The following is a 24,917-nucleotide window of genomic DNA, read 5'->3' as shown; positions in this document are numbered from 1 at the left end:
CCCACGAAGAGCAGGGCGCGCGAGAATAGTCCGTACCTTTTCCGGAGGAAGACTGTCTCAAATGCAGTGCACAACGACGGCCCGGGCGAGAGCGCTCGGGCCGTCTGTCGTCACCAGTGGGAGTCAGATGTCCGGCGTCATCCGAACATGCCCGGCTGGTAGTCGCCGGCGGGCTGCTGGACCATGACGTTGAAGCGGTTGTACATGTTGATCATGGCGATGGTGGCGACCAGGGCGGCGAGCTGGTCCTCGTCGAAGTGCTTGGCCGCGTTCGCCCAGGCCTCGTCCGTGACCCCGCCGGCCGCATCCGCTATGCGGGTGCCCTGCTCGGCCAGCTCCAGGGCGGCACGCTCGGCGTCGGTGAACACCTTGGCCTCCCGCCAGGCCGCGACGAGATGGAGACGCTGCGGGTCCTCCCCCGCGGCCAGGGCGTCCTTGGTGTGCATGTCGGTGCACATGCCGCAGCCGTTGATCTGGCTGGCGCGGAGCTTCACCAGCTCCTGCGTCGCGAGCGGCAGCGGCGACTCCGAGACGATCCTGCCCGCCGCGTTGAGGTGCCGGAAGAGCTTGGCCGCGACCGGGTTCTCGAACAGGTTGAGACGAGCTTCCATGGTGTGCTCCTGTGCCGTTGTCGGTGGTTACACCTCTTTGACGGCACGGCCCGGCAGGTTGTGACACACCCGAATGTGACCTGCGTCTCCCGCACTCACCCGGTGCTCAGTCGAGCAGTCCGGCGGCGAGCGTCGCGCCCAACTCCCAGCAGGCCTCGACGTCCGTTTTGACGGGTTCGCCGGTGACCGTGACGGGTTTCGCGGTGCGGCGCCACTTCAGGCCGGTGGTGATCGCCTCGACTCCGCGCACCGCGCCCGTGACATCGCTCCCGCCGTGCACGTAATAACTGAAGGGCCTGCCCTGCGTCGCGTCCAGGCACGGGTAGTAGATCTGGTCGAAGAAATGCTTGAGCGCTCCGGACATGTAGCCGATGTTGGCCGGGGTGCCGAGCAGGTAGGCGTCGGCCGCGAGCACGTCGGACGCCGTGGCCGCCAGCGCCGCCCGCCGCACGACCTCGACGCCCTCGATCTCGGGCGCGGTGGCTCCGGAGAGGACGGCCTCCAGCAGCGTCTGGCAGTTGGGCGAGGGCGTGTGATGCACGATCAGCAAGGTGGGCACACCCGCACCCTAGTGCCGCATCACGCGATGTTCGCCCTGGGGCCGACCGTCCCTTGCAGCGTCCAGCGGGTCCCAGCGGCCCTCGCATGCTGGATCGCTGGGCGCGTCCCGCCCTACGGTGGCGCCATGAGCGATCACCCGGAAGCGCCTGTCGCGCCCGTCGAGGCGTATGAACCTCCCTACTACGTGGCTGTCTTCACTACGGTGCGGACCCAGGACCAGAGCGGCTACAGCGAGACCAACGCACGCATGGAAGAACTGGTGAAGGACGTCCCTGGGTTCCTGGGGATGGACCACGCGCAGACACCCGGCGGCCTGGGCATCACTGTCGGGTACTTCCGTGACGCCGACGCACTCGCAAAGTGGCGGAGCAACGCCGAGCACCGCGCGGCGCAAAAGCGTGGGCAAGCGAGCTGGTACCGGAGCTACACGCTGCATGTGGCGAAAGTGGAGCGGAGCCACGGGTTCACGCGAGCGCAGGTCCCGCAGAGCCCGACGCCAGGCTGACCGACCGAAGTCGTTTTTCCTGGTCCGGCAGGCGCCGTCCCGCCCGGCTGTCCGGGTGGCAGAACGGGTGGGCGTCCGCGAGATCGATGACGCCGAGGGACAGCGCCTGCTGCGCATCATCCGCAGGGGCGCTCAGCACAGCACCCGCAGCGCTCCCGGCAGCACTCTGACCGTGACGGGCAGGACGGCCTCGACCTCGCCGTCGGCGCCGAAGGGCACATCGCGGTCGGCGGAGATGGTGATCTCCCTGCCGCGCAGGATGCGCACCTGCGGCCGGTTGATGTGGGCGCCCGTCTTGAGTTCGTTCATCATCGCGAAGAAGAGCCGTCGGGGCGCCTCGCTGATCATCACCACGTCCAGGAGGCCGTCGTCCACGCAGGCGTCGGGGGCGATGAGGCGGCCGGAGCCGTAGTAGCCGGAGTTGGCAGCCACCACCGTGTAGCCGGTGTGCCGGTATTCCTTGCCGTCGACAGTGACCCGGTAGTGGGCCGGCCGCCAGGTGGTGACCGCGCGGAGGCCGCCGGCGTAGTAGGAGGCCGCGCCCCGCAGGAGTTTCGCGTGGTTGGCATGGCGGTTGGCGAGGGCGTCGACGCCCGCGTACACGCTGCCGAGGGCGACGGTGCGGTCGTGGCCGGCGGACTCGACCTCGATGGTGTCCACGGCGCGCGGTTCGTGGTGGAGCAGAACCTCGGCCAACTCCGCGGGTTCCGTGGGGAGTTCGAGTGCCCGGGCGAAGTCGTTGCCGCGCCCGGCCGGGACCAGGCCGAGTACGGCTCCGGTGCCGCTGAGGGCGCCGCCGATGCCGCCGGCCATGCCGTCCCCGCCGACGGCGAGCACCACCCGGCCCTTTCTGCCCGCCTGCCGGGCCAGTTCCTGGGCGTGGGCCAGGCTGCGGCTGTACTCGGTCTGCAGCTCTGCGCCCGCCTCCCGCAGGAGCCTGGCCACGGCGAGCAGCGCGGCGGCCGAGGTGGATCCGCCCGCGGTGGGGTTGACGACGGCGGTGAACTGTCGCATCGGTGTGCCTCCGAGGGCGGACGGGTCGGTGCTGCCGGACAGGGGGTGGCGGTCAGTCGTCGAGGGGCAGAAGGATCCCGGGGTTGAGGAGTCCGGCCGGGTCCAGTCGCCGCTTCACGGCGCGCAGGGCCTCGACGGCCAGCGGGCCGGCCTCGCGGACGTACCAGTCCCGGTGGTCGGTGCCCACGCCGTGGTGGTGGGTGATGGTGCCGCCGGCGGCGAGGATCGCCTCGTTGGCGGCGCATTTGGCCCGGGTCCAGTGCGCGACGGGGTCCTCGCCCTGGGCGGAGACTACGGTGAAGTACAGCGAGGCGCCGTTCTCATAGACGTGCGAGATGTGGCACATGACCAGGGGTGGGGTGCCGGCCTCGGTGAGTGTGGTGGTGAGCGCGTCGCGTACGGCGGAGTACAGCTCGGGGACGCGGGACCAGAAGGTCGCCGTCTCGAGCGTCTCGGCGAAAGCGCCCGCGTCGAGCAGGGCGTCGCGCAGATACGGGGCCGAGTAGCGGCCGTGCGCCCAGCGTTCGCCGGGCTCCTCACCGAGCGGCGTGCCACCGCACTCGCGCAGCACGGCGGCCGCGCGCTCCCGGCGGTACGCGACGTCGTCCTCCATGCCCTCGTAGCCGGCGATCGCCGTGCATCCGGCGGCCGCCTGACCGTCGGAGGACCCGATCGCGTCCGGCTGGGCGAGACCGATCAGGGTCTCGGTCTCGTCGGACAGGCGCAGCACGGTCGGGCGCGGCCCGTCCTGGGCGAGGTGGCGAAGTGCGGCCGCGCCTTCCTCGAAGGAGGCGAAGCGCCAGCCTTCGTAGACCCGGGTCTGCGGGACGGGGCGGACGCGGACCGTCACGGATGTGATCACGCCGAACGCTCCCTCCGAGCCGAGGACGAGCTGGCGCAGGTCGGGTCCGGCCGCGGAGCGCGGGGCGCGACCCGTGTCGATGGTGCCTTCGGGGGTGGCCAGGGTGAGGCCGAGCACCATCTCGTCGAAGCGGCCGTAGCCTGCCGAGGCCTGGCCGCTGGAGCGGGTGGCGGCGAAACCTCCGATGGTGGCCCACTCGTAGGACTGCGGGAAGTGGCCGAGGGTGAAGCCGTGTTCGGCGAGCAGCGCCTCGGCCTGCGGGGCGCGCAGGCCCGGTTGCAGGGTGGCGGTGCGGGAGACGGGGTCGAGGGCGAGCAGGCCGTCCATGCGCCGCAGGTCCAGGGCTGCGAAGGTGCTCCGCTGCCCGGGGGCGAGTCCGCCGACGACGGAGGTGCCGCCGCCGAACGGGACGAGGGCCAGGCCGTGTTCGGCACATGTGCGCAGAATGGCGAGCACCTCGTCGTGGCCGGCCGGGAGCAGCACCGCCGCCGGGGTGTCCTCGACGTCGCCCTCCCGGATGCGCAGCAGATCGGGGGTGGACTTGCCGCGGGTGTGCCGGATGCGGGTCTCCGCGTCGGTGCGCACGTACTCCTCGCCGCCCACGGCCGCCGCGAGAGCCTGGTGCACCGCAGGCTCCAACTGCCCTTCCGGCACGGCGATGTCCGCCAGGCCGACCGGCCCGGCGCTGCACGGCTTGACGCCGAGCAGGTCGCGCAACAGCCCGATCACCGTGTCGGGCAGCGGCGTCGCCCTGGCCGGGTCGCCCCAGCCACTCCACAGCATGTCCATGACTGTCGTCCTCACCGGTCGATTCGAGCGATTCCGTTCGAGCTGTTCCGTCCTCCGACGACCCCGCAGGGCGTCGAGGCGTTACACTGTGACACATGACGCCTATTCGTCACAACGGCTCGGACAGTGATGCGGTGCTCGACGCGGTGCGGGACTGCGTGCTGGCCGTCGGGGTCCGCCGTACGACACTCACCGACGTGGCCCGCCGCGCGGGCGTCTCCCGGATGACGCTGTACCGGCGCTGGCCCGATGTGCGCACGCTGGTCGGAGACCTGATGACCCGGGAGTGGGTCGACGTGGCCACGCGGGCGATACCCGAGCGCAGACCGCAGGCGGACGCGCGCAGCCTGCTCGTGGAGGGACTGGTGGCGGGAGTCGAGTCCTTCCGCGCCCATCCCCTCTTCCGGAAGATCGTCGACGTCGATCCCGAGCTGCTCCTGCCCTATGTGCTGGACCGTCGCGGCGCCAGCCAGATCGCGCTCCTGGACCTGCTGGTCGACGGCCTGAAGCAAGGGCACGCCGACGGGTCGGTCCGCGTCTGCCATCCCGAGCGTCAGGCCCGCTCCCTGCTGCTGATCGTCCAGTCCTTCACCCTGTCCCTGCGGACCATGACCGACGAGGACGACGCCGAGCTGTCCTCGGCGGCCTTCCTCGCGGAGCTGCGCTCCATCCTGGAGAGGACCCTCACACCATGAGCCCCGGCCCTTCCACCCCCGGATCTTCCCTGTCCGCCGCCCGTCGCTCGCGCGAACTGGCCGAGACCGTCGGCGGCGCCGCCGTGGACGTCCTCGTCGTCGGGCTCGGCGCCACCGGCGCCGGAGCCGCCCTGGACGCCGCGGCGCGCGGCCTGAGCGTCGCCGCGGTCGACGCCCACGACCTGGCCTTCGGCACCTCCCGCTGGAGCAGCAAGCTCATCCACGGCGGGCTGCGCTATCTCGCCTCCGGCCAGCTCGACGTCGCCCACGAGAGCGCGGTCGAGCGGGGCGTGCTGATGGAGCGCACGGCACCCCACCTGGTCCGCGCGCAGCCGTTCGTCCTGCCCCTGACCCCGCTGGTATCCCGCGGTCAGGCGGCGCTCGCCCGGGCCGGCTTCCGGGCCGGCGACACCCTGCGCCTGACGGCCCGCACCGCCCGGGCCACCCTGCCCGCGCCGCGCCGGCTCACCGCCTCGGAGACCCGTTGCCTGGCCCCCGCCCTGCGCCCCGCCGGGCTGCGCGGCGGCCTGCTGTCCTGGGACGGCCGCCTCGTCGACGACGCCCGTCTGGTGACCGCCGTCGCCCGCACCGCGGCCGCCCACGGGGCAAGGATCCTGACCCGCGTCAGGGCACTGGAACTGACCGCCTCCGGCGCCCGCGTCCGCGACGAACTCACCGGCGAGGAGGGCGAGATCAGGGCCCGCGCGGTGATCAACGCCTCCGGTGTCTGGGCGGGCGGCCTGGTGGACGGCATCCGCATCCGCCCCTCCCGCGGCACCCACCTGGTCCTGCGCTCGGACCACCTCGGCCCGCTCCCGGCCGGCCTGCACATCCCCATCCCCGGGGAGACGAACCGCTTCGTCCTCGTCCTGCCTCAGGACGACGACCGCGTCTACGTCGGCCTCACCGACGAACCCGTCGAGGGCGACATCCCCGACGTCCCCGAGGCGCCCGAGACCGACATCGGCTTCCTCCTCGACGTCCTGGGCTCGGTCCTCGACATCCCGGTCAGGCGCGAGGACGTCGTCGGGGCCTTCGCGGGACTGCGCCCCCTGCTGGACACCGCACCGCAGGCCGGGTCCGGCACCGTGGCCAGGACCGCCGACATCTCCCGCCGGCACGCGGTGCTCACCTCCTCCGAGGGCGTCATCACCGTGGTCGGCGGCAAGCTCACCACCTACCGGCGCATGGCCGAGGACGCCGTGGACGCCGCCGTCGCCGTCCGCCGCCTCCCCGCCGGCCCCTCCCCCACGGCCTCCCTCCCGCTCGTCGGCGCCGGATCCCCCCGGACGCTCGACGCGGTGCAGGCACCTCGCCATCTGGTACGGCGCTACGGCACCGAGGCACCGGCCGTCCTCGCACTCGGCGCGGACGACCGCCGGCTGGGCGAGCGGGTGCTGCCGGGCCATCCGGTCACCTCCGCCGAACTGCTGTGGGCGGTGCGCCACGAGGGCGCCCTCGACGAGTCCGACGTCCTCGACCGCCGCACCCGGATCGGCATGGTGCCGGCAGACCGCGCCGCGGCGCTGGACACCGCGCGCGAACTGCTCGGCGAGGCCTTGTCCCGAAAGGGATGAGAGCCCGCGGCTGCCCGCCGGTCCGCTCGGCCCGGCGGCGTCGGCTCGGCCACACCGGCTCGGCGCGCAAAATGTCACATGTACGCTTATGCTCCATTTGCGTGACACATACCTTCGACGAGCTGGTCGAGAAACAGCGCGCAGCCGACGAGGCGCACCTCCGGGTCGAGAGGCTGCAGCACTCGTACGGCCCGGTGACCCAGCCCGGTGGCTGGAGTGGACAGCAGGCCGACACCTACGAGACCGCCCGCCGCGCCTGGCGCGACCTGGCCCGCGAGGCGCGGACGTCGGTCACCGAGTATGCGAAGGAGTCCGGCAAGTCCCGCAACGAGGTCGAGGCGGAGGTCGAACAGGCAGTGCGGCAGTCCGAGCAGAGGAGCTGACCGGCCGCCGCCTGCTATGATCTTGCGAGTTTCCGGAACCCCAACGCTCACGCTCCGCGGCCGCGGACGTCGTGGGCCGCCATCGGAGCGGCCGGTTCCGTCTCGAAACGCCCCGCGCTTCATCTGACACCCCATCAGCACCCTGCTGATGGGGTGTCACGCGTTTTACGCCCGGTTCCTGTTGAAGGCGCCGGACGACACCTCATCGAAAGGGCACACCGACCGCGATGACCTCCCTGCCCCGCAAGGACATATGCGACCCAACACCCGAAGCACCGGACATCCCGCTGCGCCGATTCCCCGACTTCCGCTGGTTCTGGCTCTCTCGCGTGGTCTCCGGGCTCGGATCCGCCCTCACCACGGTGGCACTGCCCGTGCTGACCTTCCAGGAGACCGGCTCGCCGCTGATGGTCTCGCTGGTGGCGGCCTCGGCGACCCTGCCCTACGTGGTCTTCGGACTGATCGCGGGCACACTGGCGGACCGGACCGACCGGCGCCGCCTGATGATCCTCACGGACTGGCTCAACGCCGCCTGCATCGCCTCCGTACCGGCCGCCTCCGCCCTGGGCATCCTGACCGGTGGGCAGGTTCTTGTCGTGGCCTTCGCCTCGGCCGCCCTCGGCCTCTTCTTCGACGCGGGGGTGTACGGCTTCGTCCCCGACATCGTCGGCAAGGACAAGCTCACCGAGGCCAACAGCGCCGTCTACGGAGCGCAGACCGTCGTACGCATCGCCGGAAACGCGGTGGCGGGAGGTCTGATCGTCCTGTTCCGCCCGGCCGGCACGCTGGCGCTGGACGCCCTGTCCTTCGCCGCCTCCGCCCTGCTCCTCAAGGCGGTCACGTACAACTCCCCGTCCGACGAGCCGGCGGTGCAGCGGCCGGGGTTCAGGGAGTCCGTCCGGGAAGGACTCCGTTTCCTCCGCCACCACTCGACGCTGCGCCTGATGACCGTGGTCGGCACCCTGCAGTCCTTCTCCGGCGGGGCCATCGTCGGCCAGCTCGTCGTCTTCGCCGACCGCGTGCTGGGCATCCACGGGTCCGACGGGCGGATCGGCCTGCTGTACATGGCGTGGAGTGCCGGAGGCATCGGCGGATCCTTCCTGCTGCCCCGGCTGCGGCGCCGTTTCGAGGCGTTCCCCCTTCTTCTGGGGGTGCTTCCCGCCGGGGCCCTGCTCGGCCTGGTGGTCGTCCTCAGCTCGGACTGGCGGGTCACGCTGGTCGCCCTGGCCGTGTGGGGGTCGGCCTACCTCGTCGTCCTGGTGAACACGATGACCTACTCCCAGGAAGTGACACCGCCGGAGCTGCAGGGCCGGGTCAACACCACACGCCGGATGCTCTCCTCGGGCCTGGGTGTTCCGCTCGGCGCCCTGGTGGCCGGCACCCTCACCGTGCGGGTGGGCGTCCAGGCCGGGATGTCGACGGCCGTCGTGTCGATTGCGCTGGCGGCCCTGCTGGCCTGGGGTGTCCAGGTGCGCAGGCGGGTCCGCTCCTAGCACCGCTGCCGCGTCCGTCCGGTGCCGGGCGGATGGAGTACGGGCAGGGGCCGCCGCCGATCCGGCGGCGGCCCCTGCCGCTCGTACCACTGCGCAGCGCCCCCAGGCGTCAGCGCAGGTAGTTGCGCCGTGTACGGGTGAGCAGGAACAGCCCTGCGAGCAGCAGCACGGTGCCGATCGTGGCGGGCCACAACGTCGTGCCGGTCTCGGCCAGCGCGCCGCTCCGGGCCGCCTGCGGTTCCGTCTGGCTGCCGGGGGCGGGAACGTTCCCGCCCGTGGCCTGGGGCTGGGCGGAGTTGCCACCCGCGGTGGAGCCGTTCGCCGGGGCGGCCGCGGCGCTCCGGGAGGCCTTGGACGTTGCGTAGACCCTCGGTTGCGACGTGCTGGAGATCGTGGGCCTGCCGTCGTCGGCGGGCTGTCCGGTCTCCGGAGCGGTGGTCGTGGGCTGCCCGTTCCGGTCGCCGGATCCGCTGCCGGAGTTCCCCTTGCCGGACCCGTCCCCCGAGTTGCCGTTGTGGTCGCCGGCGGGCGGCGTGATCGGGTCGTCTGTGGGCTGGGCGGTCGGCTCCTGGGTGGGCTGGTCGGTGGCCGTCGGCTGGTCGGCGGCGGTGGGCTGGTCGGTGGCCGTCGGCTGGTCGGTGGGCTGCCCGCTGGGCTGGTCCGTCGGCTTCTCGGTCGGCTGCTGGGTCGCTCCCCCGCCCGAACCCGGGTCCTCGCCGGTGCCCGCACCGCACTCACGGCCGCCGTTGATGCAGGACACGACCTCCTTCATGAGGCCCTCGTCGAAGACGTTGATGAAGTCGCCGTGGTCGGTGACCGGCTTGTGCAGCTGCTCGGGGAAGGAGTCCACCGCGAACAGCGGGGTCGTACGTCCGCCGTCCTGCAGGCTCGGCGCCTTCACGTCGTAGACAATGCGCTGCACCAGCTGCGGGATGGCCTTGAAGCCGTTCGCGCAGTTGCCGGAGGCGTCGGCGAACGCCACGTGGGTGCGGTGGTTGGCGCTGTCGATGTTGCGGCCGTCCCAGCAGCTCTGGAACCGGAAGGTGCGGACCACGTCGCTGCCCTGCGGGCACAGCGGGTACTTGTCCTTCAGCTGCCGGTCCTCGAACCCGGTGCAGCTCCAGGAGGCGTTGGCGTTGGCCGGTCCGTTCACGAACGCCTTGGCGTCGCCGGTGATGATGCGCAGCAGGCGGGGCATCTCCGTGACCTGGCTGCGCGGGCTGCCGATGAACGTCATCGTGACCTGCTTGGGCGTCACGATCTGGCCCGCGTTGCCCTCGATGCCGCCGCCGGGCGAGTTCGCGTCCTTGTCCTGGCTGCCGTTCTGCAACCGCAGCACCGGCCAGTAGTAGGTGGACTTGTCGCCCGGGTTCTCACAGCTGGTCTGGGCGTTCGCTAGGTCGGCGTCGCTGGCGAAGGCGTTGTTGGACTGGTTGCCGACGTAGTCGTGGAAGTGGTGGGCGCCGTTGGTGACGCCAGGGGCGACGATCACGTTGTCGGAGTTGCGCAGGCCGTTCGCGTTCACACCGCAGCTGGTGGTGAAGGTGCCCTTGGAGACGAAGGACCTGAGGTCCGGCGCCGGGGCGTTGGGCTGAACCGAGTTGATGTCCTGGTAGTCCCCGGCGACCGGCCCGTTGCCGGCCTGGCCTCCGTTGCCGGTCTGCTGACCGCCGCCGTTCTGCTGGCCGCCGTTCTGCTGGTCTCCCTGCCCCTGCTGCCCGCCGCCTTGCGAACCCTGGCCGCCGTTCTGGTCGTTCCAGGTGCGCATCGAGCAGTCCGCCATGGAGCCGAGCCCGTCGGGACGCCTGCCGGCCTGGTCCATGGCGTTGCCGATGCGGTCGAGGGACTCGCTCCGCCTCTCCTTCAGCGGCTTCATGACCTGGTCGTCGGTGTAGCCGCTGTCCTGGCGCTGTTCCGGCGTCGCCGCCTGCAGCCGCTGGTACGCCTCCGCTATCTGCTGGTCCATCGAGGCGAGTTCCTTGTCGACCTCGCCCCGCGCCTGCTCCGGCACCTGCGTCAGCTTGCTGCCGACGTCAGGGCAGTCGATCGTGCCGGCCGCGGCACTGCGCGTCTGCGCGTCCGTGCCCGAACCTCCGTCCGTCGCGGAGGCGTAGACATTGACCGCCACCAGCCCGCCCCCGCCCAGCATCAGCGCGAATGCCGCAAAGGTTGCGCGGCGCGGGCCTGTTGGGCGTCTGCGCGAATTGCGTCCCACGAGAGTTCTCCTACGGATCACGGCGGTCAGGCATGGAAATCCCTCGCCACATACGGACGGCGGAACCGGCATGTTCAAGTGCCCCACAGATTCATACGAACCTCTCAGAAAGCGCGTGCCCCCACATCCCCACACGTGGCGCAAACCGGGACAGCACGGCACAGTGGAAGCATGGTCGGGCAGGACTTCGACGTGTGGAGTGCCGGGGACGCGTACCAGCGGTACATGGGGCGCTGGAGCCGGCTGGTGGCCGACGAGTTCGTGGCCTGGCCGGCGTGTGCGCCCGGATCTCGGTGGCTGGACGTCGGCTGCGGTTCGGGGGCGTTGACGTCGGCCGTGGCGCGCCGGTGCCGGCCCCGGACGCTGCTCGGGGTGGAGCGGTCCGCCGGGTTCGTGGCCGCGGCCCGCGCGCACGGGTCTCCTCCCGCCCTCTTCGCCAGGGCCGACGCCCAGGCCCTTCCGTGGGCGACGCCGCGGTGGACGTGACCGTCAGCGGGCTGGTCCTCAACTTCCTTGCCGAGCCGGGTGCCGCGGTCGCCGAAGCCGCGCGCGTGGTGACGCCGGGCGGGCTGGCCGCCGCGTATATGTGGGACTACGCCGAAGGCATGGGGTTCTACGGCGCCTCTGGGACGCCGTGACCGTCGTCGACCCCACGTCGGCGGCCGGGTTGGACCAGGGCCGCCGGTTCCCGCTGTGCCGGCCGGACCCACTGCAGCGGCTGTGGAACGAGGCCGCACTGGTCGACGTGGAGATGGCACCCCTCGAAATCTCCACCCACTCGACTTCGCCGACCTGTGGGGTCCGTTCCTGTCCGGGCAGGGCTCTGTCCCCGGTTACGTAGCCTCGCTCGCACCGGCGGCCAGGGAACGACTGCAGACAGCGCTCCGGGAGCAGGTGCCGACCCGGGCGGACGGCTCGATCCAGCTCCGGGCACGCGCCTGGGGCGTGCGGGGCCGTAGAGCAGGAGGCCTCGACAGCTGACGCTCGGCCGTGAGACCGCTCTTCGCCGCGCGGCTCAGCGATCCGCACGCGGTGGCCCTGCGGAACCCCGATGAAGCCATGCCACGGCGGCGGATCGGCAACGTGCGCAACGCGCGTTCAGGCACGGGAAACGGCGGACGGCCTGTCCACAGTTGTCCCACCCCGGTCGGCCGCGAACCGCCCCGCGCTCCCCCACCGGCCTCCTACGCCTCCAGCCAGAACCCCGTACGGGTCAGCCAGAGACCGAGCAATGCCGTGTCGCCTCGGGTCTCGGCTGCCGGAGCGGGGCGCCGGTAGAGGAACAGCAGCAGGTCAGTGACCGGTCCGCGTACGGTCGTGGCGGCCGCCGCGCGACCGCTGTGCCACACGGGCCGGTCGCCGCCGAGGTCGACGTGCCACTGCCTGGCGCCGGTCGCCTCGAACTGCAGCGTACGACCGGGGCCGAGGAGGCCGGGGGCTCCCGGCCGGGGCTCGTACGCCTCGGGGACCGTCGCGAACTCCATCCACTCCTGCACCGCGTCCACGGCCAGATCGTCGTCGAGCGTGAATGCGGCGCCCGTCGCCAGCGCGGCATCGGCACGGTGCACGACGGTCTCGTGCGTCATCCTCCTGGCCCAGAAGAAGGATGTGTTGCGATCGTGGGCCGGCGTCCACACCCGCGCATCGGGGCCGGCATCGCGCAGGGTGGCACCGAGTTGCGCGGCTCCCTCGGCGAGCCAGTCGTCCAGTGCGCCGTCGTCCAGTTGGGCGTATGCGGCCGGGTCGTCGACGGGGTCACCGGGAACGGGTTCGACGGCTCGCGTCCTGACCACCTCCTCCGCCCAGCGGTGATCCCCACCCACGTGCCGCAGCAGTCGGCCGAGGTCCCAGCCGGGGCAAGTGGGCACCGGGGTGCTGGTGTTCACTCCTTTCACCAGCGCTCTGAGCAGGTCGGTCTGGTTGACGATTTCGCGACAGCAGCGGTCGAAGGTCAGCGAAGTCATCCGCTCATGATGGGCGAACCGGCCCCCCGCCGCACTCGGGTTCCATGTGCCCATTCACTGCAATCCGCAGTGGGACGGCAGACGCCCGCTCACCGGTGGCGTCGACCAGCAGAGCCGACGCCTACAGCAGCCCGGCCGTGCAGCAGCGCACGGTGGACGCGCTCAAGACCGTGAAGGCGAACAATCCGGGTCTGAAGGTGTACGTCACCATCGGCACCGACCAGAGCGGGCCCGACACCGGCCTGATCGAACGGGCGGCTGCCTCCCGGCTGTCGGTGGACGCACGGGCCATCATGCCGGTCGACTTCGGCGGCGCCGGCAAGAACATGGGAACGCTGGCCCTGAAGGCGGCCGAGGGCCTCAAGTCCGCGCTCGAGAGCGCCTACGGCTACGGCGACGACCAGGCCTACCGGTCCATGGGCATCTCCTCCATGAACGGGATCACGGACCAGAACGAGAAGGTCACCGTCGCCGACTTCCGCACCGTCCTCGGCTACGCCCGGCAGCACCACCTGGCCCGGCTCACCTTCTGGTCCGCCAACCGCGACCGCCCCTGCACCGGCGGCGGCGCGGACAGTTGCTCCGGCGTCTCTCAGCAGACCTGGGACTACACGCGCGTCCTCGCCCGGTACACCGGCTGAACTCCCCTGCACCCGTGCGGAAGAACCGCCCAGGTGGCCGATTCGTCAACCACCCCTGACCAGAGGGGAGTTCATCCGTTGCACGCCATCCGAACCGCCGCCCAACGCACGGGGGTCGGGCGCTGCATGCGGGGCGGCGGCGCCTGGACGGGCTTCCACGTCTGCGCGTTCACCACCGACGCCAAGAGCCGGCCCTGGTACCACCAGCAGTTTCTCGGCAGCGGCAACTTCAAGTCCAACACCTGGGGGCCGACGACCGCGGTCCTGCGCATCGAGGACCCTGCGAACCCGTCGACGAGGAACCTGCCGGCCACAACGCGACAGACCACGCCACCAACACCACCCTGCCGTCGACGTTCACGAGCGAGACGCAGAACCGCTTCCTGCTCGATGGGCTGAAGTAGCCGGTCAGTACCGCGAGTTCACACCTGCACGCGCACTCCTGAGCCGGTGCGCGATGGGCCCCGACCGCCGTGTGGGTGCGGTCAGGGTCCTGCACCATGCCACGCCCACGGGCATCGAGCCCGAACCGCACTGGCGTTCCCTACGATGACCCGGTGACGAGTGACACCCCCACACGGGCCGACGTCGACGAGGACGCCCGCGCGACCGCCGCGCCCGAGGCGACCGCCTGGGCGCAGCGGCTGCGGCGGTTCGGGTACGCGGCAGCTCCCCGGACCGACGTCCGTGCCCGGCTGGTGCCGCCATTTCCCGAACCGGCCACCGGAGTCTGGGAGTTGGTGGGCCTCGGCCCTCGAACGGCCCACCGCCTCGCACACTCCATGGGCTGGCTGGGACCGGTGCTCGTCGCCGTGCTGGCGGGCGCGCTCCGGTTCTGGCGGCTGGGAGAGCCCCGGGCCGTCGTCTTCGACGAGACGTACTACGCCAAGGACGCCTGGGCGATGCTTCGGCTGGGCTACGAGGGCAGCTGGCCGGACCGCAAGATCGCCGACCCGCAGATCCTGGCACACCCCCAGGTGATCCCGCTCTCCGACACGGGCAGCTTCGTCGCGCATCCGCCGATGGGCAAGTGGGTGATCGCCCTCGGCGAGGGGGTGTTCGGACTCGACCCGTTCGGCTGGCGGTTCATGACGGCGGCGCTGGGCACCTTGTCGGTGCTCATGCTGTGCCGAACGGGGCGGCGGCTGTTCCGTTCGACGCTGCTCGGCTGTCTCGCCGGTGCGCTGCTGGCGGTGGACGGTCTGCACCTCGTGATGAGCCGCACCGCCCTGCTCGACCTCATAGTGATGTTCTTCGCGCTGGCGGCCTTCGGCTGTCTGCTGGTCGACCGGGACAAGGCGCGGACCCGGCTGGCCGCGGCCCTGCCCGTCGGTGACGACGGCTTCGCGCGTCCCGACGCGTACACCGGTGAACAGGTCGGAACGGGCGTGCGTCCGTGGCGGCTCGCGGCCGGTGTCCTGCTGGGGCTGGCCGCCGCGAGCAAGTGGAACGGCCTCTACTTCCTCGTCTTCTTCACCGCTCTGACTCTCCTGTGGGACGTCGGCTCCCGCCGCGTGGCCGGGGCGGGCCACCCGTACCGGGCGGTGCTGCGCAAGGATCTCGGCTGGTCGGTGATCTCCCTGGTGCCGGTCGCCGTAGTGACGTATCTGGCGACCTGGACCGGATGGTTCCTGTCCGACAACGGCTACAACCGGCACTGGGCGGACGGGCGCGGCGGCACCTGGTCCTGGATTCCGGCTCCGCTGCGCAGCCTGTGGCACTACGAACACGCGGTCTACCAGTTCAACATCGGCCTCCACGCCCCGCACCGCTACCAGTCCAACCCGTGGGGCTGGCTGGTCCAGGGGCGCCCCGTGGCGTTCTACTACCAGTCGCCGAAGGCCGGGCAGCAGGGCTGTCACACCGCCACCGGCTGCTCGCAGGAGATCCTGGGCCTTGGCACCCCGCTGCTGTGGTGGGCGGCCTGCGGCGCGCTGCTCTACCTTCTGTTCCGATGGGCGCTGCGCCGCGACTGGCGCGCGGGCGCCGTCCTGTGCGCGGTCGGCGCCGGATACCTTCCCTGGTTCAACTACCAGGACCGTACGGTCTTCTCCTTCTACGCCGTCGTGTTCGTGCCCTACCTGTGTCTGGCCGTGGCCATGATGGTCGGCGCCCTCCTGGGGCCGTCGGGGGCCGACGAGCGGCGGCGGCTGGTCGGTGCGGTGAGCGCGGGAGTGCTGGTGCTGCTCATCGCCTGGAACTTCATCTACTTCTATCCGCTCTACACGGGTACGACGATCCCGTACGGCGACTGGCGGGCCCGGATGTGGCTCGACACCTGGATATGAAGCCGTAGTTGACGCTCCCGGCCGTCACAGGGTGTCCGACTCCCCTGTCGAGCGCCCGAGATAGGTGACCGGTCCCGGGTCCGGAACGTCGATGCGGTGGAAGCCCAACCGGTCGTAGAAGGCTCTGGCCGACGTGTTGGCCGTGACCATGGAGAGGTGTACGGCGGCGACGCCCCGGTCGTGCAGGGCCCGCAGGAAGGTACGCATCAGCTTTCGGCCGTACCCCTGGCCCTGCCATGCGGGGAGCAGGTCGATGTGCAGATGGGCGGGGTAGGCGGCGACCTCGCGGACGATCATCCGTTCCGGGTGGTGCAGGAGCGGGATCATCTGCTCGTCCGGGGTCCTCGGCGGTCCTGCGGGCTCCGGGTGACGGTCGGCGACCAGCGGCAGCCACTTGGTGCGGAAGGCTTCGACGAAGCGGGGTGTGTCCGCGGTGCCGAGGACGTAGCCGACCGCCCGGCCGCGCCCGTCGTCCAGAACGAAGGCCAGTTCCGGCTCCAGCACGACGTAGGGCGCCGCGAAGATCGCAGGGAAAATGGTGGGGTCCGCATAGACGGAACGGCTGTCCTGTCCGTTGTGCGCGGTACGGATGCAGATGTCGTCGAGGGCTTCACGATCCTCGGAACGGTAGGGGCGGATGGCGGGCGTCGCGGTCATCGCAGCATCCTGCACAACTGGGAGCGCTCCCACAAGCTGCGCCGCCAGTCGCTGAGGCCTTCGAGCGCCCCGACGGCCCATGGTGCACGGCGAGATGATGACGTCCGGGGCCCGGGAGCCGGCGCCGACGGGCGGGCCCTGGATGTACTCGTCCGGTGTGCCCGCGGTCGGCGGGGCCACTTCGCCCAACAGGCCGCCGGTCTCGTCGTGGCTGAGGATGAAGGCGGTCTTGCGCCGGACTTTCCCGTTCGACGCGATCACCCGAAGGCGCCGTCGGGGTGCGGATGCACACCGCGTTCATGCAGGTCGGAGCCAGCTGCGCGTTCTCTGAGCGGCGAACTGTCGTCCGGCGGTACGGCGCCGGCGCGACGTTGTTCGCGGCGTCCGGCCGGCAGAGGACGGAGCGCTCGTTGTCGCGCCGGAGGAGTGCGCGTCGCCGAAGCCACGGACGCCGAGCACATCGTCATGCCGATGTCGGCGAACCGTTTCTTGGGCGGCCCGGCGGCGACGGTCTGCACGCCGGGAAATGGCGGGCCGACCCGCGCGCGAGGGGCCACCCGACCGACCCGTCAGCCTGCCGAGTCCGCATGGAACTCCATGGCCAGGACATCGGGTTCGACCGTGATGACGGCCTGGGCACGCGGTGGACGGGAGATCACCTTGAACCGGGGCCAGGCCTGGAGGACGGTCGCAAGGATGATCTGGAGCTCGACCCACGCGAAGTTCTCCCCGATGCACTTGCGGCGGCCGTCGCCGAAGGCGAGGAAGGACCCCCGGGTGCCCGCACCACCGTCCGCCTCCCAACGGTCCGGGTCGAAGCTGTCCGGGTCGTGGAAATAGGCGGAGTCGTGCTGGTGCAGATAGGGACTCCACATGACGTCGGCGCCCTCGGGTATGAGGTGTCCGCCGAGGACGATGTCGCGGGCGGCGGACCGCATCACCATCCAGATCACGCCGTACTTCCTGATGGCCTCCCGCAGAACGCGTTGGGCGTACGGGAGTCGGTCGAGGTCGTCGTAGCGCAGCGGTCGGTCTCCGCACACCGAGGCCAGTTCCTCACGAAGGCGTCGTTCGACAGCGGGGTTGCCGGCGATCTCGTACAGCGCCCAGGCGAGGGTGGTACCGGTGGTCTCGATCGAGCCGGCCAGGAGGGTGATGGTCTCGTCCTGGAGTTGCCGGCGTCCGAGTTGGTCCTCGGCGCCGATCAAGGTCTCGAACAGACCGCTCTGCCGCCGGCGCGCCTCGGCCGCGTACGGGCACGCCTCAGCACCGGGCGCACCGTCCGCCGAAGCCGATCCCGGTTCGGCGACGTCGGTGTGATGATCGATGGCCTGGTCGATGAGGGCGCGCAGGCGGGCGACACGGTCGGCGTGCGCGCGGTTGGCGGGCAGCGGCAGCCGCGTGATCCAGGGCGGAAGAATGACCTGCCGCATCGTTCCTTTCATGATCTCGGGCATGAGGGCGGTGAACTCACCCTCCAGGTGTGCGGGCAGACCGGTGCCGAACACGGCGACGAGGAACGTGGAGAGGGTGATCGCGTTCATGTCGGCGAGCACGTCGCGCGGTTCGGCCGCGGGCCAGGCACCGACCGTCGTCCGGACCTGGTCGATCATGGCGTTGCCGCGCTCCGCGATGTGCGCCTTGTTGAACATGGGCTGCATCAGGCGGCGGTTGCGCAGATGAGTGTCACCGTCGGCGACGGTCGCGATTCCGTCACCGAGGAAGACCCGCAGCGCGTCGTTGTACTTGCCGCCCTTGGTGAAGTGGGCGGCGTCGGTCACCAGGACACGTCGGGTCAGTGCGGGGTCCGTGATCACGTAGGCGGGTGTGGGGCCGATGCGTATGCGCACCACACTGCCGTGTTCGCGCAGCGAGGTGATGAACGGCAGCGGGTCGCGGGCGAGGCGGAGTCCGTGCCCGATCAGGGGCAGCCCGCCGGGGGCCGTGGGTGTGGGGATGGGTGCCGGGGTGAGGGCGCTCATCGGTGATCACTCCTCGTGGGGGTGGAGACAAACGCCCGAATGCATGCCCATTACACCTTCGCCCGATGCACCGGATCGGAGATCTTCACGTCACATCCCGGTATGTCCGGCGTTTCCCTCCGCCCAGGTGCGCCACGCGCCCGAAGTGGCGCATTCTTGCTGTGTCGCCCGCTGGACGGCGTACGGACGAGGTAGGGCCGATGACTCGCGCGGAGTACGCACACCGGACGCCCGGGCAGCTGGCCGCACTGCTGATCGACGCCTCGACGCAGGCGATCGGCGCGGCCGGCGGGCACTCGGGAGGGGTCTATCTGCGCTCCGGCACGCCCGGGCTGCTGCGGCTGGCGGTGCTCGCGGGGCTGCCCGGCCCGCTGTTCCGGCCCTGGTGGCGGCTGCATGTGGACCGGCCGTTCCCGGTGGCCGACGCGTTCCGGCTGGGCGTGCAGGTGGTCCTGCCGAACGCGGCGGAGACGATGCGCCGCTATCCCCAGTTCGCGGCAGGCCTGCCGTTCCAGTTCGGATCCATGCACGTACCGATCGGCTGCGGGTCGACGACCTTCGGTGTGCTGACCGTGCTGCGGCACTCCACCACGGACGCCACCGAGCTGCTCCACCACCGCGATCGCGTGGTGCGGCTGGCTGAGGACCTGGGCACGGCCCTGTGGCGACTGGAGGACGGCGGCAGGTCGTCGGTCGCCTGGGACGGGGAGCCGGTGTGCGTACGGCCACCGGGCACGCGCCCGCCCGCGGGGCGTGCCGGGGGTTTCGCCTGGGATCCGGTGACGGACGTCGTGACCGTGGACGAACGCCTGCCCGCCCTGCTGGGAATGCCGATCGACGCGTTCGCCACGTCCGTGGAGGCGCTCGCGGACGCCGTGGCCCCGGCCGAGACCCAGCGGGTCCTGGCCGCGCTGCGGGAGACGGCCGCGGGCAGACCGCCGCCCTTGCCGCTGTACGTGCGCGCCGAGGACGGTGCTCTGCGCCTGGTGGAGCTGTGGAGCCCGTACGCGGCGCCCGCCCCGCCCGGCACTCCGTCCGGCACGCATCCGGTCCGTGGTTTCATCGTCGATCCCGGTCCCGGCGCGGCGGCCGACGCCGCCGCCGACCTGCTGCCCGACGGGGTGCTCTGCCTGGACCGGCTGGGGCTGGTCCTCTACGCCAACCCGCGCGCCGGGCAGCTGCTGCACTGCTCCCGGACGCAGCTGCTCAGCCGTCCCCTGTGGGAGGGCGTGCCATGGCTGAACCAGCCCGCCTTCGAGGACCATCTGCGTAGCGCGCTGCTGTCCCCGGACCCGGTGCGCTTCCATGTCGCGCGGCCCGCCACGGACGGCGCGCCGGACGAGGATCCGTCGTACGAGGGCGCCTGGCTCGATGTCTGTGTCTATCCCGGTCCGGACGCGCTGACCTGCACGTTCCGCCCGGCGAACCGGGTGGCGGACGCGGCCGCCGACCTCACGCGGGACCCGGCCGCCGCCTCCTCGCCCGGGGTCCCGTCGATGGCTCCGCTGTACCGCCCCATCGCGCTCGCCATCGCGCTGACGGAGGCTGTCACCGCACGGCAGGTGGCAGCCGTGGTCATGCGGGAACTGCTGCCCGCGTTCGGCGGCCGCCGCCTCGCCATCTATCTGCTGCAGGACCGACACCTGTATCTGGCCTGGGAGAACGGCTTCCCCAAAGGCTTCCTCAGCCCCTTCGAGGGCGTGGGCCTGGACGCCCATCTGCCCGGGGTCGAGACGCTGACCAGCGGCAGGCCGATCTTCTTCGACTCGATGGAGCAGCTGGCCGCCGCCTACCCGGGCATCCCGCTGGACGCGGACGAAGGGGCCCGCGCCTTCCTGCCGCTGATCGCCTCCGGGCGTCCGGTGGGCTCCTGCATCCTGGGCTTCGACGGTTCGCGCAGCTTCAGCACCGTGGAGCGCACGGCACTCACCGCGCTCGCCGGGCTGATCGCGCACGCGATGGAGAAGGCCAAGCGCTACGAGAGCGAGGCGGCGCTCGCCCGCGGACTGCAGCAGGCCCTGCTCCCCCGCCGGCTCTCGGCGCACCCGCTGGTGGAGACCACCGGCCGCTATCTGCCCGGCACGCAGGGCATGGAGGTGGGCGGCGACTGGTACGACGTCGTGGAGGCGGGGGACGGTCTGGCGCTGGTCATCGGCGATGTACAGGGGCACGGCGTGCAGGCGGCGGCCACCATGGGGCAACTGCGCAGTGCGGTAAGGGCGTTCGCGCTCGGTGACCGGCCGCCCGACGAGGTGATGAGCGGCACCAACCATCTGCTGATCGACCTCGACCCCGGACAGTTCGCGAGTTGCTGCTACATCCGGCTGGACCCGGCCTCGGGCCTGGCGCGGGCGGCCCGCGCGGGGCATCCGCCGCCGCTGCTACGTCACCCGGACGGCCACACCGAGGTGCTGGATCTGCCCGGTGGCGTGGTGCTCGGCGTGGATCCGCACGCCCAGTACCCCGTCGCCGAGCTGCGCATCGAGCCCGGCGCCGTCCTGGCGCTGTACACGGACGGGCTGGTCGAGAGGCCAGGTGTCGACATCGACGAGGGCATCACCGCTCTGCGGGTGGCCCTGGCGAAGGTCGGCGCGCCTGCCGTCCGGCCGGGCCGCCGTCTGCTGGCCGGGGTCGCCGACCGCCTCACCGCGACGGCCCGGCACTCCGCGGACCGTCCCGACGACATCGCGCTGCTTCTCGCCACGCGCCGTGCGGCGCACGGGAACCAGCAGTAAAAGCGTCCACCGTCCGTGACATCGACGCTCTGACAGGGGGCGATCTCCGTCACCCGCTGTGACGCCTCTCGCCTCACGCGGCCCGGCAGTGTAGACATGGGCACATGGTCCGACTTCCGGACCGTTCCGGGACCCGGTCGCACCGCCGTCCCGGCGGTCCCCGTGCCCGCCGCGCGACCGATCGCGCCCAGGCTGCGCACGGGCGGCACCCGGCGCGGACGCCGCGCAGTGCGCCCACCCATCCAAGTGGACACCCGCGCGAGCCGGAACCGGGCCGCATCAGCGCCTTGCGGTCGGCGCTGACCGGGCGCAGCATCGCCCGGCAGGTGTTCGTCCTGCAGGTCGTGATCGTGCTGCTGCTGGTGGTCGCCGCGGTGGTGGCGCTGTATCTGCAGGTCCGGCGGGACAGCACTCAGGAGGCCCGCAACCGGTCGGTCGCCGTCGCCCAGGCGTTCGCCAATGCGCCGGGCACCCGCGAGGCGCTCGACAGCCCCCATCCCACGAAGATCCTGCAGCCGCGGGCGGAGGCCGCCCGCAAGGCGACCGGCGTGGACTTCATCGTCGTCATGAACACCGACGGCATCCGCTACACCCACCCCAAACCGAACCGCATCGGCAAGAAGTTCGTCGGGACCATCCAGCCCGCGCTGGCCGGCGGGACGGTGGTCGAGGAGATCAACGGGACGATCGGACGGCTGGTCCAGGCCGTCGTGCCGATCAAGGACCCCCACGGCAAGGTCGTGGGGCTGGTCTCGGCGGGCATCACGACCGCGACCGTGGGCGGCACCGCCGACCGGCAGCTGCCCCTCGTCCTGTTCGCCGCGGCCGGGGGACTCGCCCTGGCCACCGCGGGCACCGCGCTGGTGAGCAGACGGCTGCTGCGCCAGACGCACGGTCTGGGCCCGCACGAGATGACCCGTATGTACGAGCACCACGACGCGGTGCTGCACGCCGTGCGCGAGGGCGTGCTCATCGTCAGCGGCGAGGGCCGGCTGCTGCTCGCCAACGACGAGGCGCACCGTCTGCTCGACCTGCCCGCGGACGCCGAGGGCAGGCATGCCCTCGAGCTGGGCCTCGCCCCGGACACGGCCGAGCTGCTGGCCTCCGGGCGCGTCGCCACCGACGAGGTGCACCTGGTCAAGGACCGGCTCCTTGCGGTCAACCAGCGGCCCACGGACGTCCAGGGCGGCCCTCCGGGCAGCGTCGCCACGCTGCGCGACTCGACCGAGCTGCGTGCCCTTTCCGGCCGCGCGGAGACGGCACGGGAACGCCTCAACATGCTGTACGACGCCGGAGTGGGCATCGGCACCAGTTTGGATGTCGTCCGTACCGCGGAGGAGCTGGCGGAGCTCGCCGTGCCGCGGTTCGCCGATTTCGCCACGGTCGATCTGTTCGACGCGGTGCTGGGCGGGGGCCAGCCGGAGGCGGCGGCCTCCTTGCGCCGTACCGCGTCGAGCGGGATCCGTGAGGACGCCCCGCTGTACAAGGTGGGCCGGCAGATCAAGTTCGTCGACTCCTCGCCGCCTGCCCGCAGCCTGCACTCCGGGCAGGCCGTGCTGGAGCCGGACCTCGGCGCGGCGCCGGGCTGGCACGCGCAGGATCTGGAGCGCACCGCGCAGGTCGTCGAGTACGGCATCCACTCGCTGATCACCGTGCCGCTGCGGGCCGGCTCGCTGGTGCTCGGGGTGGTCAGCTTCTGGCGCTCGGAGAAGCCCGAGCCCTTCGACGCGGACGAACTGGCCCTCGCGGAGGAGCTGGTGGCCCGCGCCGCGGTCTCCATCGACAACGCCCGCCGCTACACGCGTGAGCACAGCATGGCCGTGACCCTGCAGCGCAGCCTGCTGCCCCGCCGCCTGCCCGAGCAGACCGCGCTGGAAATCGCCTACCGGTACCTGCCGGCGCAGGCCGGGGTCGGCGGGGACTGGTTCGACGTACTGCCGCTGTCGGGGGCCCGGGTCGCCCTCGTGGTGGGCGACGTCGTCGGGCACGGGCTGCACGCGGCGGCCACCATGGGGCGGCTGCGCACGGCGGTCCACAACTTCTCCGCCCTGGACCTGCCGCCCGACGAACTCCTCGCGCTGCTCGACGAGTTGGTCGGCCGCATCGACCAGGACGAGACGGCGGACAGCGGCAACGCCCCGGTCACCGGCGCCACCTGTCTGTACGCGATCTACGACCCGGTGTCGCGCAAGTGCACCATCGCCCGGGCGGGCCATCCGCCGCCGGCCCTCATCCGGCCCGACGGCGAGGTGGAGTTCCCCGACGTGCCCGCCGGTCCTCCGCTCGGCCTCGGCGGACTGCCGTTCGAGACGGCCGACCTCGTGCTGGAGGAGGGCAGCCGTCTCGTCCTCTACACGGACGGGCTGGTCGAGGACCGGGAGCGGGACATCGACGAGGGTCTCGCGCTCCTGCGGGGTGCGCTGGAGCGCGCGGGTGAGTCGCCGGAGGACACCTGCCGGGTGGTGCTCGAATCACAGCTGCCGGCCCGGCCGAGCGACGACGTGGCCCTGATCGTGGCCCGTACCCGGGCACTGGACGCCGACCGGATCGCCGACTGGCAGGTGCGCAACCACCCGGCGGCCGTCGGCGAGGTACGGGCCGCCGTCAGCCGCAGGCTCACCGGGTGGGGGCTCGAAGATCTGACCTTCGCCACGGAGCTCATCCTGAGCGAGCTGGTCACCAACGCGATCCGCTACGGCGCCGACCCCATCCATGTGCGCGTGCTGTTCGACCGCACCCTGATCTGTGAGGTCTTCGACAGCAGCAGCACATCGCCGCACCTCCGGTACGCGGCGATGACGGACGAGGGGGGCCGCGGACTGTTCCTGGTGGCCCAACTCGCCGATCGCTGGGGCACCCGGTACACCCCCGAGGGCAAGGTCATCTGGGCGGAACTGCCGCTGCCCTGACTCACCTCCTTTTGGTCCGTACCTGGTTCGTACGTCCCTACGAACTTCTGCCGCGACGGGTGTGCGTCACGCCGCCGCTCTGATAGGAAACCTTCCTATCAGTGTCAGGTACGGCCAACTCCCCACCCCCCACCACCACTTGGAGCCCCCGTGACGCACCCCTCCAGCGACCCTGTACGTCCAGCCCGCATCGCACGCCGCAGCGTCCTCGTGGCGGCCGGCGCATCCCTGGCCGCAGCACCCTTCCTGCGGCCCTCCCTCGCCTCGGCCGCCCCGTCCGCGGCGGGCTGCGTGGGCCTCGACGACCCGGCGAAGAAGGAGATCGCCATGAAGCTGGTGTCGAGCGCGGAGAACTCCTCGCTCGACTGGAAGGCGCAGTACAAGTACATCGAGGACATCGGCGACGGCCGCGGCTACACCGCCGGGATCATCGGCTTCTGCTCCGGCACCGGCGACATGCTCGACCTCGTCCAGCTCTACACCGACCGCAAGCCCGGCAACGTCCTTGCCAAATACCTCCCGGCGCTGCGCGCGGTGAACGGCTCCGACTCGCACGAGGGCCTGGACCCGAACTTCCCCCGCGACTGGCGCAAGGCGGCCCAGGACACCGCGTTCCAGCAGGCGCAGAACGACGAGCGCGACCGCGTGTACTTCAACCCGGCCGTCCAGCAGGGCAAGGCGGACCGGATCGGGACGCTCGGGCAGTTCGCGTACTACGACGCCATCGTCATGCACGGCGACGGCGACGACCCCACCAGCTTCCGCAACATACGCAAGCGCGCCCTGAACAAGGCCAAGCCGCCGGCGCAGGGCGGCGACGAGGTGGCCTACCTGAACGCCTTCCTGGACGCCCGGGTGTGGGCCATGAAGCAGGAGGAGGCGCACAGCGACACCAGCCGGGTCGACACCGAGCAGCGGGTCTTCCTGCGCAACGGCAACCTGTGTCTCGACACCCCGCTGAACTGGAAGGTCTACGGGGACAGTTACCACATCGGCTGACCGGTGCGCCGGGCTGCCGTACCGCCCCGGCGCGGTA

Annotated in this window: 17 protein-coding genes and 4 pseudogenes; 12 read left to right on the top strand and 9 right to left on the bottom strand. The window is 71.5% G+C overall.

Translation table 11 applies throughout. The features are described from left to right. Positions 1-137 precede the first annotated feature (137 nt). Both AB0N07_RS32545 and AB0N07_RS32540 read right to left on the bottom strand, forming a co-directional pair. Entirely contained in the window at positions 138-611 is a 474-nt protein-coding gene (locus tag AB0N07_RS32545; RefSeq protein ID WP_365841213.1) for a carboxymuconolactone decarboxylase family protein, read from the bottom strand. 106 nt (positions 612-717) lie between these two features. Continuing rightward, entirely contained in the window at positions 718-1,170 is a 453-nt protein-coding gene (locus tag AB0N07_RS32540) for a flavodoxin family protein (RefSeq protein ID WP_365841211.1), read from the bottom strand. Positions 1,171-1,296: 126 nt separating this feature from the next. Here AB0N07_RS32540 and AB0N07_RS32535 point away from each other — a divergent pair, with 126 nt between their 5' ends. Continuing rightward, positions 1,297-1,677, top strand: coding sequence for an antibiotic biosynthesis monooxygenase (locus AB0N07_RS32535; RefSeq protein ID WP_365841209.1), 381 nt, complete (start codon positions 1,297-1,299; stop codon positions 1,675-1,677). Positions 1,678-1,809: 132 nt separating this feature from the next. Here the strand turns inward: AB0N07_RS32535 and AB0N07_RS32530 are convergent, their stop codons facing one another. Both AB0N07_RS32530 and AB0N07_RS32525 read right to left on the bottom strand, forming a co-directional pair. Next, positions 1,810-2,691 (bottom strand): YegS/Rv2252/BmrU family lipid kinase, encoded by an 882-nt coding sequence (locus AB0N07_RS32530; protein WP_365841207.1) that lies wholly within the window; start codon positions 2,689-2,691, stop codon positions 1,810-1,812. A gap of 52 nt (positions 2,692-2,743) precedes the next feature. After that, the gene (locus AB0N07_RS32525) at positions 2,744-4,342 is read right to left on the bottom strand and encodes an FAD-binding oxidoreductase (RefSeq protein WP_365841205.1); all 1,599 of its coding nucleotides are present in this window, start codon (positions 4,340-4,342) and stop codon (positions 2,744-2,746) included. A gap of 95 nt (positions 4,343-4,437) precedes the next feature. Between AB0N07_RS32525 and AB0N07_RS32520 the strand changes: the two genes are divergently transcribed. From AB0N07_RS32520 to AB0N07_RS32505, 4 genes are all read left to right on the top strand, one after another. Beyond that, entirely contained in the window at positions 4,438-5,037 is a 600-nt protein-coding gene (locus tag AB0N07_RS32520) for a TetR/AcrR family transcriptional regulator (protein WP_365841203.1), read from the top strand. Then, the gene (locus AB0N07_RS32515) at positions 5,034-6,614 is read left to right on the top strand and encodes a glycerol-3-phosphate dehydrogenase/oxidase (protein WP_365841201.1); all 1,581 of its coding nucleotides are present in this window, start codon (positions 5,034-5,036) and stop codon (positions 6,612-6,614) included. The genes AB0N07_RS32520 and AB0N07_RS32515 overlap by 4 nt, the downstream gene beginning before the upstream one ends. A 101-nt stretch (positions 6,615-6,715) precedes the next feature. Continuing rightward, positions 6,716-6,997, top strand: a complete 282-nt coding sequence (locus AB0N07_RS32510; protein ID WP_365841199.1) for a hypothetical protein — start codon at positions 6,716-6,718, stop codon at positions 6,995-6,997. A gap of 227 nt (positions 6,998-7,224) precedes the next feature. Then, a complete protein-coding gene (locus tag AB0N07_RS32505) occupies positions 7,225-8,490 on the top strand; it encodes an MFS transporter (protein WP_365841197.1) in 1,266 nt (421 codons plus the stop codon). Between the two features lie 109 nt (positions 8,491-8,599). On the opposite strand, the gene AB0N07_RS32500 is transcribed toward AB0N07_RS32505, so the two are convergent. Beyond that, positions 8,600-10,705 carry a DUF1996 domain-containing protein gene (locus AB0N07_RS32500; RefSeq protein ID WP_365841195.1) on the bottom strand — a complete coding sequence of 702 codons (2,106 nt, stop codon included), beginning with the start codon at positions 10,703-10,705 and terminating at the stop codon, positions 8,600-8,602. Between the two features lie 171 nt (positions 10,706-10,876). Between AB0N07_RS32500 and AB0N07_RS32495 the strand changes: the two are divergent. Continuing rightward, positions 10,877-11,343: pseudogene (locus tag AB0N07_RS32495) on the top strand (class I SAM-dependent methyltransferase). Between the two features lie 546 nt (positions 11,344-11,889). On the opposite strand, the gene AB0N07_RS32490 reads toward AB0N07_RS32495, so the two are convergent. Continuing rightward, positions 11,890-12,669 (bottom strand): maleylpyruvate isomerase family mycothiol-dependent enzyme, encoded by a 780-nt coding sequence (locus AB0N07_RS32490; RefSeq protein ID WP_365841193.1) that lies wholly within the window; start codon positions 12,667-12,669, stop codon positions 11,890-11,892. Positions 12,670-12,724: 55 nt separating this feature from the next. Between AB0N07_RS32490 and AB0N07_RS32485 the strand changes: the two are divergent. The 3 genes and pseudogenes from AB0N07_RS32485 to AB0N07_RS32475 form a co-directional block, all read left to right on the top strand. Beyond that, positions 12,725-13,310 (top strand): annotated as a pseudogene (locus AB0N07_RS32485) (chitinase); the annotation flags it as partial. Positions 13,311-13,397: 87 nt separating this feature from the next. Continuing rightward, positions 13,398-13,711 (top strand): annotated as a pseudogene (locus AB0N07_RS32480) (hypothetical protein); the annotation flags it as partial. 156 nt (positions 13,712-13,867) lie between these two features. Continuing rightward, positions 13,868-15,598: a phospholipid carrier-dependent glycosyltransferase gene (locus AB0N07_RS32475; protein ID WP_365841191.1), complete on the top strand. Its 1,731-nt coding sequence runs from the start codon at positions 13,868-13,870 to the stop codon at positions 15,596-15,598. Positions 15,599-15,622: 24 nt separating this feature from the next. On the opposite strand, the gene AB0N07_RS32470 is transcribed toward AB0N07_RS32475, so the two are convergent. The 3 genes and pseudogenes from AB0N07_RS32470 to AB0N07_RS32460 all read right to left on the bottom strand — a co-directional run bounded on the left by AB0N07_RS32470 (position 15,623) and on the right by AB0N07_RS32460 (position 18,237). Beyond that, on the bottom strand, positions 15,623-16,255 hold the full coding sequence (locus AB0N07_RS32470) for a GNAT family N-acetyltransferase (protein WP_365841260.1): 633 nt from the start codon (positions 16,253-16,255) through the stop codon (positions 15,623-15,625). Between the two features lie 144 nt (positions 16,256-16,399). Continuing rightward, positions 16,400-16,516 (bottom strand): annotated as a pseudogene (locus AB0N07_RS32465) (hypothetical protein); the annotation flags it as partial. A gap of 308 nt (positions 16,517-16,824) precedes the next feature. Then, entirely contained in the window at positions 16,825-18,237 is a 1,413-nt protein-coding gene (locus AB0N07_RS32460) for a cytochrome P450 (protein WP_365841189.1), read from the bottom strand. A gap of 200 nt (positions 18,238-18,437) precedes the next feature. On the opposite strand from AB0N07_RS32460, the gene AB0N07_RS32455 reads away from it, so the two are divergent. The 3 genes from AB0N07_RS32455 (at position 18,438) to AB0N07_RS32445 (ending at position 24,880) form a co-directional block, all read left to right on the top strand. Further along, a complete protein-coding gene (locus tag AB0N07_RS32455; protein ID WP_365841187.1) occupies positions 18,438-20,972 on the top strand; it encodes a SpoIIE family protein phosphatase in 2,535 nt (844 codons plus the stop codon). Positions 20,973-21,076: 104 nt separating this feature from the next. Beyond that, positions 21,077-23,881, top strand: coding sequence for a SpoIIE family protein phosphatase (locus AB0N07_RS32450; RefSeq protein WP_365841185.1), 2,805 nt, complete (start codon positions 21,077-21,079; stop codon positions 23,879-23,881). Between the two features lie 150 nt (positions 23,882-24,031). Continuing rightward, on the top strand, positions 24,032-24,880 hold the full coding sequence (locus AB0N07_RS32445) for a chitosanase (RefSeq protein WP_365841183.1): 849 nt from the start codon (positions 24,032-24,034) through the stop codon (positions 24,878-24,880). Positions 24,881-24,917 lie beyond the last annotated feature (37 nt).

Origin of the sequence: Streptomyces sp. NPDC051172, from assembly GCF_040682555.1 — a bacterium.
Lineage (GTDB): Bacteria > Actinomycetota > Actinomycetes > Streptomycetales > Streptomycetaceae > Streptomyces.
The sequence above is the reverse complement of the archived record's forward strand: the minus strand, read 5'-3'. Positions and strand labels throughout refer to the sequence as shown.